This is a genomic window from Bacillus sp. KICET-1 (assembly GCF_027721405.1).
In the GTDB taxonomy this organism is placed as follows: Bacteria; Bacillota; Bacilli; order Bacillales; family Bacillaceae; genus Bacillus; species Bacillus velezensis.
This window is the reverse complement of sequence record NZ_CP113515.1, coordinates 733,680-746,723: the sequence shown is the minus strand read 5'-3', so window position 1 is coordinate 746,723 and position 13,044 is coordinate 733,680. Positions and strand designations below refer to the sequence as shown.

At 43.3% G+C, this 13,044-nt stretch carries 24 protein-coding genes; all 24 read left to right on the top strand.

All coding sequences use genetic code 11. The features are described 5' to 3' along the window. Positions 1-34: 34 nt before the first annotated feature. The 24 genes from tuf to secY all read left to right on the top strand — a co-directional run bounded on the left by tuf (position 35) and on the right by secY (position 13,003). Positions 35-1,225, top strand: a complete 1,191-nt coding sequence (tuf, locus tag OVA33_RS03795; protein ID WP_007410400.1) for an elongation factor Tu — start codon at positions 35-37, stop codon at positions 1,223-1,225. A 103-nt stretch (positions 1,226-1,328) separates the two neighbouring features. After that, the gene (locus tag OVA33_RS03790) at positions 1,329-2,294 is read left to right on the top strand and encodes an alpha/beta fold hydrolase (protein ID WP_017419473.1); all 966 of its coding nucleotides are present in this window, start codon (positions 1,329-1,331) and stop codon (positions 2,292-2,294) included. A gap of 248 nt (positions 2,295-2,542) precedes the next feature. Further along, the gene (gene rpsJ / locus OVA33_RS03785) at positions 2,543-2,851 is read left to right on the top strand and encodes a 30S ribosomal protein S10 (RefSeq protein WP_003156464.1); all 309 of its coding nucleotides are present in this window, start codon (positions 2,543-2,545) and stop codon (positions 2,849-2,851) included. A 39-nt stretch (positions 2,852-2,890) separates the two neighbouring features. Beyond that, positions 2,891-3,520 carry a 50S ribosomal protein L3 gene (gene rplC / locus OVA33_RS03780; RefSeq protein ID WP_007410402.1) on the top strand — a complete coding sequence of 210 codons (630 nt, stop codon included), beginning with the start codon at positions 2,891-2,893 and terminating at the stop codon, positions 3,518-3,520. A gap of 27 nt (positions 3,521-3,547) precedes the next feature. Continuing rightward, a complete protein-coding gene (gene rplD / locus OVA33_RS03775) occupies positions 3,548-4,171 on the top strand; it encodes a 50S ribosomal protein L4 (RefSeq protein ID WP_007615239.1) in 624 nt (207 codons plus the stop codon). Further along, positions 4,171-4,458, top strand: a complete 288-nt coding sequence (rplW, locus tag OVA33_RS03770) for a 50S ribosomal protein L23 (protein ID WP_003156467.1) — start codon at positions 4,171-4,173, stop codon at positions 4,456-4,458. The genes rplD and rplW overlap by 1 nt, the downstream gene beginning before the upstream one ends. Before the next feature lie 31 nt (positions 4,459-4,489). After that, positions 4,490-5,323 (top strand): 50S ribosomal protein L2, encoded by an 834-nt coding sequence (gene rplB, locus OVA33_RS03765; protein ID WP_003156470.1) that lies wholly within the window; start codon positions 4,490-4,492, stop codon positions 5,321-5,323. A gap of 57 nt (positions 5,324-5,380) precedes the next feature. Continuing rightward, positions 5,381-5,659 (top strand): 30S ribosomal protein S19, encoded by a 279-nt coding sequence (gene rpsS, locus OVA33_RS03760; protein ID WP_003156472.1) that lies wholly within the window; start codon positions 5,381-5,383, stop codon positions 5,657-5,659. Positions 5,660-5,675: 16 nt separating this feature from the next. After that, positions 5,676-6,017: a 50S ribosomal protein L22 gene (gene rplV, locus OVA33_RS03755; protein WP_003156475.1), complete on the top strand. Its 342-nt coding sequence runs from the start codon at positions 5,676-5,678 to the stop codon at positions 6,015-6,017. Between the two features lie 3 nt (positions 6,018-6,020). Next, a complete protein-coding gene (gene rpsC, locus OVA33_RS03750; protein ID WP_003156476.1) occupies positions 6,021-6,677 on the top strand; it encodes a 30S ribosomal protein S3 in 657 nt (218 codons plus the stop codon). 1 nt (position 6,678) lies between these two features. Continuing rightward, on the top strand, positions 6,679-7,113 hold the full coding sequence (rplP, locus tag OVA33_RS03745; RefSeq protein WP_003156478.1) for a 50S ribosomal protein L16: 435 nt from the start codon (positions 6,679-6,681) through the stop codon (positions 7,111-7,113). Next, on the top strand, positions 7,103-7,303 hold the full coding sequence (rpmC, locus tag OVA33_RS03740; RefSeq protein ID WP_003156482.1) for a 50S ribosomal protein L29: 201 nt from the start codon (positions 7,103-7,105) through the stop codon (positions 7,301-7,303). The genes rplP and rpmC overlap by 11 nt, the downstream gene beginning before the upstream one ends. Before the next feature lie 22 nt (positions 7,304-7,325). Beyond that, positions 7,326-7,589: a 30S ribosomal protein S17 gene (rpsQ, locus tag OVA33_RS03735; protein ID WP_003156484.1), complete on the top strand. Its 264-nt coding sequence runs from the start codon at positions 7,326-7,328 to the stop codon at positions 7,587-7,589. A gap of 40 nt (positions 7,590-7,629) precedes the next feature. Then, on the top strand, positions 7,630-7,998 hold the full coding sequence (gene rplN / locus OVA33_RS03730; RefSeq protein ID WP_007410404.1) for a 50S ribosomal protein L14: 369 nt from the start codon (positions 7,630-7,632) through the stop codon (positions 7,996-7,998). A gap of 36 nt (positions 7,999-8,034) precedes the next feature. Continuing rightward, on the top strand, positions 8,035-8,346 hold the full coding sequence (gene rplX, locus OVA33_RS03725; RefSeq protein ID WP_003156486.1) for a 50S ribosomal protein L24: 312 nt from the start codon (positions 8,035-8,037) through the stop codon (positions 8,344-8,346). Between the two features lie 26 nt (positions 8,347-8,372). Beyond that, on the top strand, positions 8,373-8,912 hold the full coding sequence (gene rplE / locus OVA33_RS03720) for a 50S ribosomal protein L5 (RefSeq protein WP_003156487.1): 540 nt from the start codon (positions 8,373-8,375) through the stop codon (positions 8,910-8,912). Between the two features lie 22 nt (positions 8,913-8,934). Beyond that, a complete protein-coding gene (gene rpsN / locus OVA33_RS03715) occupies positions 8,935-9,120 on the top strand; it encodes a 30S ribosomal protein S14 (RefSeq protein ID WP_003156488.1) in 186 nt (61 codons plus the stop codon). Positions 9,121-9,151: 31 nt separating this feature from the next. After that, positions 9,152-9,550, top strand: coding sequence for a 30S ribosomal protein S8 (gene rpsH / locus OVA33_RS03710; RefSeq protein WP_003156489.1), 399 nt, complete (start codon positions 9,152-9,154; stop codon positions 9,548-9,550). A 30-nt stretch (positions 9,551-9,580) separates the two neighbouring features. Beyond that, a complete protein-coding gene (gene rplF, locus OVA33_RS03705) occupies positions 9,581-10,120 on the top strand; it encodes a 50S ribosomal protein L6 (RefSeq protein WP_003156490.1) in 540 nt (179 codons plus the stop codon). A gap of 34 nt (positions 10,121-10,154) precedes the next feature. Next, a complete protein-coding gene (gene rplR, locus OVA33_RS03700; protein ID WP_003156492.1) occupies positions 10,155-10,517 on the top strand; it encodes a 50S ribosomal protein L18 in 363 nt (120 codons plus the stop codon). Positions 10,518-10,541: 24 nt separating this feature from the next. After that, positions 10,542-11,042 carry a 30S ribosomal protein S5 gene (rpsE, locus tag OVA33_RS03695; protein ID WP_003156493.1) on the top strand — a complete coding sequence of 167 codons (501 nt, stop codon included), beginning with the start codon at positions 10,542-10,544 and terminating at the stop codon, positions 11,040-11,042. A gap of 13 nt (positions 11,043-11,055) precedes the next feature. Then, positions 11,056-11,235, top strand: a complete 180-nt coding sequence (gene rpmD / locus OVA33_RS03690) for a 50S ribosomal protein L30 (RefSeq protein WP_003156497.1) — start codon at positions 11,056-11,058, stop codon at positions 11,233-11,235. A gap of 30 nt (positions 11,236-11,265) precedes the next feature. Then, positions 11,266-11,706: a 50S ribosomal protein L15 gene (gene rplO / locus OVA33_RS03685; RefSeq protein WP_025650293.1), complete on the top strand. Its 441-nt coding sequence runs from the start codon at positions 11,266-11,268 to the stop codon at positions 11,704-11,706. A gap of 1 nt (position 11,707) precedes the next feature. Next, positions 11,708-13,003 (top strand): preprotein translocase subunit SecY, encoded by a 1,296-nt coding sequence (gene secY, locus OVA33_RS03680; protein WP_007410406.1) that lies wholly within the window; start codon positions 11,708-11,710, stop codon positions 13,001-13,003. The last annotated feature ends 41 nt before the right edge of the window (positions 13,004-13,044 follow it).

The window sequence follows — 13,044 nt, the reverse complement described above, 5'->3', positions numbered from 1 at the left end:
TTACTAATTAAAAGCTCTTAAGGAGGATTTTAGAATGGCTAAAGAAAAATTCGACCGTTCCAAATCACATGCCAATATCGGTACAATTGGACACGTTGACCATGGTAAAACAACATTAACTGCTGCTATCTCAACAGTACTTCATAAGAAATCTGGTAAAGGTACAGCTATGGCGTACGATCAAATTGATGGTGCTCCAGAAGAACGTGAGCGCGGTATCACAATCTCTACTGCACACGTTGAGTACGAAACTGACACTCGTCACTATGCACACGTTGACTGCCCAGGACACGCTGACTATGTTAAAAACATGATCACTGGTGCTGCGCAAATGGACGGAGCTATCCTTGTAGTATCTGCTGCTGATGGCCCAATGCCACAAACTCGTGAGCACATCCTTCTTTCTAAAAACGTTGGTGTACCATACATCGTAGTATTCCTTAACAAATGCGACATGGTAGACGACGAAGAGCTTCTTGAGCTTGTTGAAATGGAAGTTCGCGATCTTCTTAGCGAATACGACTTCCCTGGTGATGATGTACCAGTTGTTAAAGGTTCTGCTCTTAAAGCTCTTGAAGGCGATGCTGAGTACGAAGAAAAAATTCTTGAACTTATGGCTGCAGTTGATGAGTACATCCCAACTCCAGAACGTGACACTGACAAACCATTCATGATGCCAGTTGAGGACGTATTCTCAATCACTGGTCGTGGTACAGTTGCTACTGGCCGTGTAGAACGCGGACAAGTTAAAGTCGGTGACGAAGTTGAAATCATCGGTCTTCAAGAAGAAAACAGCAAAACAACTGTTACAGGTGTTGAAATGTTCCGTAAGCTTCTTGACTACGCTGAAGCTGGAGACAACATCGGTGCACTTCTTCGCGGTGTAGCTCGTGAAGACATCCAACGTGGACAAGTACTTGCTAAACCAGGTACAATCACTCCACACAGCAAATTCAAAGCTGAAGTTTACGTTCTTTCTAAAGAAGAGGGTGGACGTCATACTCCATTCTTCTCTAACTACCGTCCTCAGTTCTACTTCCGTACAACTGACGTAACTGGTATCATCAATCTTCCAGAAGGCGTAGAAATGGTTATGCCTGGAGATAACACTGAAATGATCGTTGAACTTATCTCTACAATCGCTATCGAAGAAGGAACTCGTTTCTCTATTCGTGAAGGCGGACGTACAGTTGGTTCAGGCGTTGTTTCTACAATCACTGAGTAATCGACTCGTTCATTAATGCGGGGTCCCTTATGGGGCCTCGTTTTTTTGTTTCCCCGCTGATTCCATGTATAATAGAACGTATACAAATTTTAGGAGCAGAGCGATGATCGATAACTTCAAGAAAACCAATCGTATTTCAATGCTTCAGCAATTGCTGATTAATGGCAGTGAACAAACCATTATGATTAATGGTGATGACAGGAGTAATCCGCTGCTTTTGTTTTTGCACGGCGGTCCCGGCACGCCTCAAATCGGCTATGCGAGAAAATACCAGAATAAGCTGGAAAAGCATTTCACCGTTGTGAACTGGGATCAGAGAGGGGCGGGTCTCTCTTATTCAAAGGAAATTCCGGGTTCATCTATGACTTTGGATCAGCTGACAGCCGATACCATTCATTTGACCGAACGCTTATGCAAGCAATTCAGCAGGCAAAAAATATATATCGCCGGCTATTCGTGGGGTTCAGTTCTGGCGCTTCATGTTCTTCAAGAAAGGCCTGATTTGTATTATGGGTATATCGGTATCAGTCAGGTGGTTAATATTCAAAAGGAAGAAACGGAAGCTTACCGGCTGATGATGGAATGGAGCAGGCAACGCAAACATTTCCTGCTGGAAAAGACGCTGAGTTTTATCGGAGCGCCTCCATGGGAGAAACAGCTGCAGCGAACGTTGTTTCTGCTTTGTATCGAGATGAGGGGAGGGGGCTTTACCCATCATCCGATCGGAGCTCTTAAAGCAGGGGGGCGAATGCTGTTTGGTGAACCGTACGGTGTGAGAGGGAGCTTCTTAGCCGCGAAGGGACAAATGTTCAGCCTGAAACACCTGTGGGAGGATCTCATTTTCTTTGATGCCTGGGAATCAGTTTCTTCTATTATAATACCGTGCTGTTTTATGTCAGGGAGATACGATTTGACGGTCCCGGGGACGACGTCTTATGAATATTATCAGAAGGTTGATGCGCCGTATAAAGAATGGCATTGGTTTGAGAACTCAGCCCATTCGCCTCACTTGGAGGAACCGGATCGCTTTGCCGAAGTTGTCAGCCGGTTCGCATCGTTCCATCTCTGAAAGAAAACAGGCATATCCTTGATTAATCATGGTATCACCTGTATAATAATCAAAGTGTGAAAATCACAAGGTTCTTTAAATAAACCTTGCAACATACGTCTATTTTCTGTATAATAGTGTATGTTGGTCTTTGACTGCGATGAAGTGAGAGGTTGCTGACACACCCGGCCGCTTTGCCATGGCAAGGTGATCAGGTTTTTCTCACGGAGAACTGTCTAACGTGATGTAGGCGAAAAGGAGGGAAAATAATGGCAAAACAAAAAATTCGTATTCGTTTAAAAGCATATGATCATAGAATCCTTGATCAATCTGCAGAGAAGATTGTTGAAACGGCAAAACGTTCTGGTGCCAGCGTATCTGGTCCGATTCCGTTGCCAACTGAAAAATCAGTTTACACAATCCTTCGTGCGGTGCACAAATACAAAGATTCTCGTGAGCAATTTGAAATGCGTACACATAAACGTTTAATCGACATTGTGAACCCAACACCACAAACTGTTGATGCTCTCATGCGATTAGACTTACCATCTGGTGTCGATATCGAAATCAAACTTTAATTCTAAAATATAGAATGATCTTAATAGGAGGTGTGACGAATGACCAAAGGAATCTTAGGAAGAAAAATTGGTATGACGCAAGTATTCGCAGAGAACGGTGATCTTATCCCGGTAACTGTTATTGAAGCAGCTCCAAACGTTGTTCTTCAAAAGAAAACAGCTGAAAATGATGGCTATGAAGCGATCCAGCTTGGTTTTGACGATAAGCGTGAAAAGCTTTCAAACAAACCGGAAAAAGGACACGTTGCAAAAGCGGAAACTGCTCCTAAGCGCTTCGTTAAAGAATTACGCGGCGTGGATATGGATGCGTATGAAATTGGTCAGGAAGTCAAGGTTGAAATTTTCTCTGCAGGAGAAATCGTAGATGTAACAGGAGTATCTAAAGGTAAAGGTTTCCAAGGTGCGATCAAGCGCCACGGGCAATCTCGCGGACCTATGTCTCACGGTTCACGCTACCACCGTCGTCCTGGTTCAATGGGACCTGTAGATCCTAACCGTGTATTCAAAGGTAAACTATTACCTGGACGCATGGGCGGAGATCAAATCACTGTCCAAAACCTCGAAATCGTAAAAGTAGATGCTGAGCGCAATCTTCTTTTGATTAAAGGTAACGTACCTGGTGCGAGAAAAACTTTAATCACTGTTAAAAGTGCTGTTAAATCTAAATAAGTCTCTTAGGAAAGGAGGAAATTGATCATGCCAAAAGTAGCATTATACAACCAAAACGGTTCTACTGCTGGTGATATCGAATTAAACGCGTCTGTATTTGGAATTGAGCCAAATGAGAGCGTAGTATTCGACGCTATTCTTATGCAAAGAGCTTCCTTACGTCAAGGATCTCACAAAGTAAAAAATCGTTCTGAAGTACGCGGCGGAGGTCGCAAACCATGGCGTCAAAAAGGTACAGGTCGTGCCCGTCAAGGTTCAATCCGTTCACCGCAATGGCGCGGAGGTGGTGTCGTATTCGGCCCAACACCACGCAGCTATTCTTACAAATTACCTAAAAAAGTTCGCCGCTTGGCAATCAAATCAGTATTGTCTTCTAAAGTGAACGACAACAACATTATTGTTCTTGAAGATCTTACTCTTGATACGGTTAAAACAAAAGAAATGGCAGCTATCCTTAAAGGATTATCTGTTGAGAAAAAAGCTTTAATCGTAACTGCGGATGCAAACGAAGCAGTATCTCTTTCTGCACGCAACATCCCTGGAGTTACAGTTGTTCAAGCTAACGGAATCAACGTGTTAGACGTTGTCAACCACGAGAAGCTTCTGATTACAAAAGCTGCGGTTGAAAAAGTAGAGGAGGTGCTTGCATAATGAAAGATCCTCGTGATGTTCTTAAGCGCCCCGTCATTACTGAACGTTCTGCTGATTTAATGACTGAAAAAAAATATACTTTTGAAGTTGATGTAAGAGCTAACAAAACAGAAGTGAAAGATGCAGTTGAAAGTATCTTTGGAGTGAAAGTTGACAAAGTCAACATCATGAACTACAAAGGGAAATCAAAACGTGTCGGCCGCTACACTGGTATGACTAGCCGTCGCAGAAAAGCGATCGTAAAACTTACTGCAGACAGCAAAGAAATCGAAATTTTTGAAGCTTAATTATCTGTAAAAAGAAGGAGGGAAATTCAAAATGGCGATTAAAAAGTATAAACCGACCTCTAACGGACGTCGTGGCATGACAACTTCAGATTTTGCTGAAATCACGACTGACCAGCCGGAAAAATCCTTGCTTGCGCCCCTTCACAAAAAAGGCGGACGTAACAACCAAGGTAAATTGACTGTACGTCACCAAGGTGGCGGACACAAACGCCAATACCGTGTTATCGACTTCAAACGCGATAAAGATGGTATACCTGGACGCGTTGCTACAGTTGAGTACGATCCAAACCGTTCAGCTAACATTGCACTAATCAACTATGTAGACGGAGAAAAACGTTACATTCTTGCACCAAAAGGAATTCAAGTAGGTACTGAAATCATGTCCGGCCCTGAAGCTGACATCAAAGTAGGTAACGCACTTCCGCTTATCAACATTCCTGTTGGTACAGTTGTGCATAACATTGAATTAAAACCTGGTAAAGGTGGACAGCTTGTACGTTCAGCTGGTACATCTGCTCAGGTTCTTGGTAAAGAAGGCAAATACGTTCTTGTACGTCTTAACTCTGGTGAAGTTCGCATGATCCTTTCTGCTTGCCGCGCTTCTATCGGTCAAGTAGGTAACGAGCAGCACGAACTTATCAACGTTGGTAAAGCAGGACGCTCTCGCTGGAAAGGCATCCGCCCTACAGTCCGCGGTTCTGTAATGAACCCTAACGATCACCCGCATGGTGGTGGTGAAGGTCGCGCGCCAATCGGACGTAAATCACCAATGTCTCCTTGGGGCAAACCGACTCTTGGATTCAAGACACGTAAGAAAAAGAACAAATCTGATAAATTTATCGTACGTCGTCGTAAAAATAAATAACGGGGTTGTCTACGGTTCATTTCGGACCGTAGTGCAATCACGAAGGGAGGTTCCAAAATGGCTCGCAGCTTGAAAAAAGGACCATTTGTCGATGGACACTTGATGACAAAAATCGAGAAATTAAATGAAACGGACAAGAAACAAGTTGTAAAAACTTGGTCTCGCCGTTCAACTATTTTCCCACAATTTATCGGTCACACTATCGCAGTATATGACGGACGTAAACACGTGCCTGTATTCATTTCTGAAGACATGGTAGGCCACAAGTTGGGCGAATTCGCACCGACTCGTACTTACAAAGGCCACGCCAGTGACGATAAAAAAACAAGACGCTAAGAGAGGAGGCTTTTAAATGCAAGCTAAAGCTGTTGCAAGAACAGTCCGTATTGCTCCTCGTAAAGCACGTCTAGTAATGGACCTGATTCGAGGTAAGCAAGTAGGCGAAGCAGTATCTATCCTGAACTTAACTCCGAGAGCTGCTTCTCCGATCATCGAAAAAGTTTTAAAATCTGCTATCGCAAATGCTGAGCACAACTACGAGATGGACGCTAACAATCTGGTTATTTCTCAGGCATTTGTTGACGAAGGCCCAACGTTAAAAAGATTCCGCCCGCGTGCTATGGGACGTGCGAGCCAAATCAACAAACGTACGAGCCACATTACAATCGTTGTATCAGAAAAGAAGGAGGGATAAGTAGTGGGTCAAAAGGTAAATCCAGTCGGTCTTCGTATCGGAGTCATTCGTGATTGGGAATCTAAGTGGTACGCTGGTAAAGATTACGCTGACTTCCTGCACGAAGATTTAAAAATTCGTGAATTCATTAGCAAACGCCTTTCTGACGCTTCTGTTTCTAAAGTAGAAATCGAGCGCGCAGCAAACCGCGTTAACATTACGATCCACACTGCTAAGCCTGGTATGGTAATCGGTAAAGGCGGATCTGAAGTTGAAGCACTTCGTAAAGCCCTTAACAGCCTTACTGGCAAGCGTGTACACATTAACATTCTTGAAATCAAAAGAGCAGATCTTGATGCTCAGCTTGTAGCTGACAACATCGCTCGTCAACTAGAAAACCGTATTTCTTTCCGCCGTGCGCAGAAACAACAAATCCAACGCACTATGCGTGCTGGAGCACAAGGTGTGAAAACAATGGTTTCCGGCCGTCTTGGCGGAGCTGACATTGCTCGTTCTGAATACTACAGTGAAGGAACTGTTCCATTGCACACTTTACGTGCTGACATCGACTATGCAACATCTGAAGCTGACACAACTTACGGTAAGCTTGGTGTAAAAGTCTGGATCTATCGTGGAGAGGTTCTTCCTACTAAGAAGAAAACTGAGGAAGGAGGAAAATAATATGTTATTACCAAAACGCGTTAAATATCGCAGAGAGCATCGCGGAAAAATGCGCGGTCGCGCTAAAGGCGGTACTGAAGTACATTTTGGTGAGTACGGTATCCAGGCTCTTGAAGCTTCTTGGATCACAAACCGCCAAATCGAAGCTGCACGTATTGCGATGACTCGTTACATGAAACGTGGCGGTAAAGTTTGGATTAAAATTTTCCCTTCAAAACCTTACACTGCTAAACCGCTTGAGGTACGGATGGGTTCCGGTAAAGGGGCTCCTGAAGGCTGGGTAGCTGTTGTAAAACCGGGCAAAGTTTTATTTGAAATTTCTGGTGTGTCTGAAGAGGTAGCTCGTGAAGCTCTTCGTCTTGCATCTCACAAATTGCCAATTAAAACGAAGTTCGTAAAACGTGAAGAAATTGGTGGTGAATCAAATGAAAGCTAATGAAATTCGTGACCTTACCACTGCTGAAATTGAACAAAAAGTAAAGTCTCTTAAAGAAGAACTTTTCAATCTTCGCTTTCAATTAGCGACAGGACAACTTGAAAATACTGCTCGCATTCGTGAAGTGCGCAAAGCTATCGCGCGCATGAAAACTGTGATTCGTGAAAGAGAAATTGCTGCCAACAAATAATCACTGAGGGGAGGTCGTGAGCATGAGCGAACGTAACCAACGCAAAGTTTACCAAGGCCGTGTTGTTTCTGACAAAATGGATAAAACCATCACTGTTGTTGTTGAAACATACAAAAAGGATCCTATTTACGGTAAACGCGTAAAATACTCAAAGAAATTCAAAGCACATGATGAAAATAACCAAGCTAAAATCGGAGACATCGTAAAGATCATGGAAACTCGTCCATTATCTGCAACTAAGCGTTTTCGTCTAGTAGAAGTTGTCGAAGAAGCTGTTATTATCTAATAAAGTTCGGAATTCTTTTTCCGAAGGGAGGTAACAAATAATGATTCAACAAGAGACTCGTTTAAAAGTTGCTGACAACTCCGGTGCGCGTGAGGTACTTACTATTAAAGTTCTTGGCGGTTCTGGACGTAAAACGGCTAACATTGGTGATGTAATTGTTTGCACGGTTAAACAAGCAACACCAGGAGGCGTTGTCAAAAAAGGTGAAGTCGTAAGAGCTGTTATCGTTCGCACAAAAAGCGGAGCACGCAGAACTGACGGATCATACATCAGCTTCGATGAGAATGCATGTGTTATCATCCGTGACGACAAGAGCCCGCGTGGAACTCGTATCTTCGGACCGGTTGCCCGTGAATTACGTGAAAACAACTTCATGAAAATTGTTTCTCTGGCTCCAGAAGTTATCTAATGAAATAAATGCCTTACTCAAGGAGGTGCGATCAGGATGCATGTGAAAAAAGGCGATAAAGTAATGGTTATCTCTGGTAAAGATAAAGGCAAACAAGGTACGATCCTTGCTGCTTTCCCTAAAAAGGACCGCGTTCTAGTTGAGGGCGTAAACATGGTGAAGAAGCACTCTAAACCAACTCAAGCAAACCCTCAAGGCGGTATTTCTAATCAAGAGGCGCCAATTCATGTATCAAACGTTATGCCGCTCGATCCTAAAACAGGTGAAGTGACTCGCGTAGGATACAAAGTGGAAGATGGCAAAAAAGTTCGTGTTGCAAAAAAATCTGGGCAAGTCTTAGATAAATAGTATTTAAAGGAAGGGAGGTCTATCTCATGAACCGCCTTAAAGAAAAGTACAATAAAGAAATTTCACCTGCTTTAATGACGAAGTTCAACTACGACTCTGTTATGCAGGTGCCAAAAATCGAAAAAATCGTAATCAACATGGGTGTCGGTGATGCTGTTCAAAACGCAAAAGCAATCGACAGTGCTGTTGAAGAATTAACGTTTATCGCAGGTCAAAAACCTGTCGTTACTCGTGCGAAGAAATCAATTGCTGGATTCCGTCTTCGTGAGGGAATGCCTATCGGTGCGAAAGTAACTCTTCGCGGAGAGCGCATGTATGATTTCCTTGATAAACTTATTTCTGTATCTTTACCGCGTGTACGTGACTTCCGCGGGATTTCTAAGAAATCTTTTGACGGTCGCGGAAACTACACTCTTGGTATCAAAGAACAGTTAATCTTCCCTGAAATTGACTACGATAAAGTAACAAAGGTTCGCGGAATGGACATCGTTATCGTAACGACTGCTAACTCTGACGAAGAGGCTCGTGAGCTATTAACTCAAGTAGGTATGCCGTTCCAGAAATAATCAATGAAAGGGAGGCGAAATCGTGGCTAAAAAGTCAATGATTGCGAAACAACAACGTACACCAAAGTTTAAAGTGCAAGAGTACACTCGCTGTGAACGCTGCGGACGTCCGCACTCAGTCATTCGTAAATTTAAACTTTGCCGTATTTGTTTCCGTGAGCTTGCATATAAAGGACAAATTCCTGGCGTGAAAAAAGCCAGCTGGTAATCCCCAAGAATGGGAAGGAGGTAATTATATAATGGTTATGACAGATCCAATTGCAGATATGCTGACTCGTATTCGCAATGCAAACATGGTACGTCATGAGAAGCTTGAAATTCCTGCTTCTAAATTGAAAAGAGAAATTGCTGACATTTTAAAGCGTGAAGGTTTCATTCGTGACGTTGAGTTCGTAGAAGACAGCAAACAAGGTATCATCCGCGTTTTCTTGAAATACGGACAAAACAACGAGCGCGTTATCACTGGTCTTAAAAGAATCAGCAAACCAGGTTTGCGTGTATACGCTAAATCAAATGAAGTACCTCGCGTACTTAACGGTCTTGGAATCGCGATTATTTCTACATCACAAGGTGTTTTAACGGACAAAGAAGCCCGTGCAAAACAAGCTGGTGGAGAAGTTCTAGCATACGTTTGGTAAGAAGTTTAACAAGAATGGAGGTGTTTTAGTATGTCTCGTGTAGGAAAAAAACTGCTTGAGATCCCTTCTGGAGTTACAGTAACGCTGAACGAAGGCAACACTGTAGCTGTAAAAGGACCAAAAGGAGAATTAACTCGTACTTTCCATCCTGATATGGAAATCAAAATTGAGGACAACGTGCTTACAGTTACTCGTCCTTCTGATCACAAAGAGCACCGTGCGCTGCATGGTACGACTCGCAGTCTGCTTGGAAACATGGTTGAAGGCGTATCTAAAGGATTTGAAAGAGGTTTGGAATTAGTCGGTGTCGGTTATCGTGCGGCTAAATCCGGAAACAAACTTGTTTTAAACGTTGGATACTCTCACCCTGTTGAGATCGTTCCTGAAGAGGGCATCGAAATCGAAGTTCCTTCTCAAACTAAAGTAGTTGTAAAAGGTACAGACAAAGAGCGTGTAGGAGCTATCGCTGCTAACATCCGCGCTGTACGTTCTCCAGAGCCTTACAAAGGTAAAGGAATTCGCTACGAAGGTGAAGTTGTTCGCCGTAAAGAAGGTAAATCTGCTAAGTAAGACCGCTTAAAGTGAAGAAAGGAGTGACCTAAGGATGATTACGAAAACTAGCAAAAATGCTGCTCGTCAAAAAAGACATGCCCGTGTTCGTGCTAAACTTTCAGGCACAGCTGAAAGACCTCGTCTGAATGTGTTCCGTTCAAACAAACACATTTATGCTCAAATCATCGATGATGTAAATGGCGTTACACTTGCTAGTGCCTCTACTCTCGATAAAGATTTGAACGTGGAAAGCACTGGTGACAGCGCTGCTGCTGCTAAAGTCGGTGAACTCGTTGCGAAACGCGCTTCTGAGAAAGGTGTTTCTGACGTAGTATTTGACCGCGGTGGATACTTATACCATGGACGTGTAAAAGCTCTGGCCGATGCAGCTCGTGAAGCCGGACTGAAATTTTAAAAAAAAAAGGAGGGACACATGATTATGCGTCGTATTGACCCAAGCAAATTAGAGTTAGAAGAACGCTTAGTTACGGTTAACCGCGTAGCGAAAGTTGTTAAAGGTGGTCGTCGTTTCCGTTTCGCAGCTCTAGTCGTTGTCGGTGACAAAAACGGTCACGTAGGTTTCGGTACTGGTAAAGCACAAGAAGTACCTGAAGCAATCCGCAAAGCTGTTGAAGATGCGAAAAAGAATTTGATTGAAGTACCAATGGTTGGAACTACGATTCCACACGAAATCATCGGACGTTTCGGTGCAGGCAATATCTTGTTGAAACCTGCTTCTGAAGGTACTGGAGTTATCGCTGGAGGCCCTGTACGTGCGGTACTTGAGCTTGCTGGCGTTGCTGATATCCTTTCTAAGTCTTTAGGTTCTAACACACCGATCAACATGATCCGTGCAACACTTCAAGGTTTAAGTGAGCTTAAACGTGCCGAAGAGGTTGCGAAGCTTCGTGGAAAATCTGTAGAAGAACTGTTAGGATAAGGAGGGAACATTAATGGCTAAATTAGAAATTACCCTCAAACGCAGTGTAATCGGTCGCCCGGAAGATCAGCGCGTTACTGTAAGAACACTTGGTTTAAAGAAAACAAACCAAACTGTCGTTCATGAAGATAACGCTGCGATCCGCGGTATGATTAATAAAGTATCTCATCTAGTTTCTGTTAAAGAACAATAAAAATAAATTATAGGCTAAGGAGGTGTCCTAATGAAACTTCATGAATTAAAGCCTTCAGAAGGTTCACGTAAAGTACGCAATCGCGTAGGTCGTGGTATTGGTTCTGGTAACGGTAAAACAGCTGGTAAAGGTCACAAAGGTCAAAACGCTCGTTCTGGCGGCGGTGTACGCCCTGGATTCGAGGGGGGACAAATGCCTTTATTCCAACGTCTTCCTAAACGCGGTTTTACAAACATCAACCGTAAGGATTACGCTATTGTGAACGTAGACAAATTGAACGATTTTGCGGAAGGAACGGAAGTCACTCCTGAACTTCTTCTTGAGACTGGTGTTATTAGCAAACTTAATGCAGGAGTAAAGATTCTTGGCAACGGTAAATTAGAGAAAAAATTAACTGTAAAAGCCAATAAATTCTCTGCTTCTGCGAAAGAAGCTGTTGAAGCTGCTGGCGGTACAGCTGAGGTGATCTAACTTGTTTAAGACAATCTCCAACTTTATGCGTGTGAGTGATATTCGGAATAAAATCATTTTTACATTACTCATGCTTATCGTCTTTCGCATAGGTGCGTTTATCCCTGTGCCATATGTAAATGCTCAGGCGTTGCAGACACAAAGTTCGATGGGGGTTTTTGATCTCCTTAATACATTTGGCGGCGGTGCGCTTTATCAGTTCTCCATTTTTGCGATGGGAATTACGCCTTACATCACTGCTTCAATCATCATCCAGCTGCTTCAGATGGATGTTGTGCCGAAGTTTACCGAGTGGTCTAAGCAAGGTGAAGTCGGCCGCCGTAAATTAGCTCAGTTCACGAGATATTTTACGATTGTGCTTGGTTTTATCCAGGCATTAGGTATGTCTTACGGGTTTAACAACCTGGCAAACGGTATGCTGATTGAAAAATCCGGCATATCGACATATCTGATTATTGCTTTAGTACTCACTGGAGGAACTGCTTTTTTAATGTGGCTGGGAGAACAAATTACTTCCAATGGAGTAGGTAACGGAATTTCGATCATCATCTTCGCGGGGATTGTGGCTAGTATTCCGAAAACTGTTGGGCAGATTTATGAGACTCAATTTGTCGGCAGCAGCGATCAGCTGTTTATTCATATTGTAAAAATCGCTTTACTGGTGATTGCGATTTTGGCCGTTATTGTTGGTGTTATTTTCATTCAGCAGGCCGTACGCAAAATCGCGATTCAATATGCAAAAGGGCAAGGTCGTTCACCTGTTGGCGGAGGCCAGTCAACTCACCTTCCGCTTAAAGTGAATCCGGCAGGGGTTATTCCGGTAATCTTTGCGGTTGCGTTTCTTATTACGCCGCGTACTATCGCGTCATTTTTCGGAGAAAACGATGTGACAAAGTGGATTCAAGCCAACTTTGACAATACACATCCGGTGGGCATGGCGGTTTATGTCGCATTAATTATCGCCTTTACGTACTTCTATGCTTTTGTGCAGGTAAACCCTGAACAAATGGCTGATAACCTTAAAAAACAGGGTGGCTATATCCCGGGGGTTCGTCCAGGGAAAATGACTCAAGATAGAATTACGAGCATTTTGTATCGACTTACGTTTGTGGGTTCTATATTCTTAGCCGTGATTTCCATTCTTCCTATCTTTTTCATTCAATTCGCTGGATTGCCTCAAAGTGCACAGATTGGCGGAACATCATTGTTAATTGTCGTCGGGGTAGCCTTGGAGACAATGAAGCAGCTGGAGAGCCAGTTAGTGAAACGTAATTACCGAGGATTTATGAAAAATTAGAGGACTGGTTTTAACCATTCCTCTAAATAAGAGAGGACGGG

Coding starts and splice junctions, on each gene's coding strand:
- rplN (WP_007410404.1), top strand. CDS start 7,630: ATGATTCAACAAGAGACTCGTTTAAAAGTTGCTGACAACTCCGGTGCG.
- rpsE (WP_003156493.1), top strand. CDS start 10,542: ATGCGTCGTATTGACCCAAGCAAATTAGAGTTAGAAGAACGCTTAGTT.
- OVA33_RS03790 (WP_017419473.1), top strand. CDS start 1,329: ATGATCGATAACTTCAAGAAAACCAATCGTATTTCAATGCTTCAGCAA.
- rpmD (WP_003156497.1), top strand. CDS start 11,056: ATGGCTAAATTAGAAATTACCCTCAAACGCAGTGTAATCGGTCGCCCG.
- tuf (WP_007410400.1), top strand. CDS start 35: ATGGCTAAAGAAAAATTCGACCGTTCCAAATCACATGCCAATATCGGT.
- rplP (WP_003156478.1), top strand. CDS start 6,679: ATGTTATTACCAAAACGCGTTAAATATCGCAGAGAGCATCGCGGAAAA.
- rplW (WP_003156467.1), top strand. CDS start 4,171: ATGAAAGATCCTCGTGATGTTCTTAAGCGCCCCGTCATTACTGAACGT.
- rplX (WP_003156486.1), top strand. CDS start 8,035: ATGCATGTGAAAAAAGGCGATAAAGTAATGGTTATCTCTGGTAAAGAT.
- rpsJ (WP_003156464.1), top strand. CDS start 2,543: ATGGCAAAACAAAAAATTCGTATTCGTTTAAAAGCATATGATCATAGA.
- rplC (WP_007410402.1), top strand. CDS start 2,891: ATGACCAAAGGAATCTTAGGAAGAAAAATTGGTATGACGCAAGTATTC.
- rplO (WP_025650293.1), top strand. CDS start 11,266: ATGAAACTTCATGAATTAAAGCCTTCAGAAGGTTCACGTAAAGTACGC.
- rplE (WP_003156487.1), top strand. CDS start 8,373: ATGAACCGCCTTAAAGAAAAGTACAATAAAGAAATTTCACCTGCTTTA.
- rplF (WP_003156490.1), top strand. CDS start 9,581: ATGTCTCGTGTAGGAAAAAAACTGCTTGAGATCCCTTCTGGAGTTACA.
- rplR (WP_003156492.1), top strand. CDS start 10,155: ATGATTACGAAAACTAGCAAAAATGCTGCTCGTCAAAAAAGACATGCC.
- rplB (WP_003156470.1), top strand. CDS start 4,490: ATGGCGATTAAAAAGTATAAACCGACCTCTAACGGACGTCGTGGCATG.
- rplD (WP_007615239.1), top strand. CDS start 3,548: ATGCCAAAAGTAGCATTATACAACCAAAACGGTTCTACTGCTGGTGAT.
- rpsS (WP_003156472.1), top strand. CDS start 5,381: ATGGCTCGCAGCTTGAAAAAAGGACCATTTGTCGATGGACACTTGATG.
- rplV (WP_003156475.1), top strand. CDS start 5,676: ATGCAAGCTAAAGCTGTTGCAAGAACAGTCCGTATTGCTCCTCGTAAA.
- rpmC (WP_003156482.1), top strand. CDS start 7,103: ATGAAAGCTAATGAAATTCGTGACCTTACCACTGCTGAAATTGAACAA.
- rpsQ (WP_003156484.1), top strand. CDS start 7,326: ATGAGCGAACGTAACCAACGCAAAGTTTACCAAGGCCGTGTTGTTTCT.
- rpsH (WP_003156489.1), top strand. CDS start 9,152: ATGGTTATGACAGATCCAATTGCAGATATGCTGACTCGTATTCGCAAT.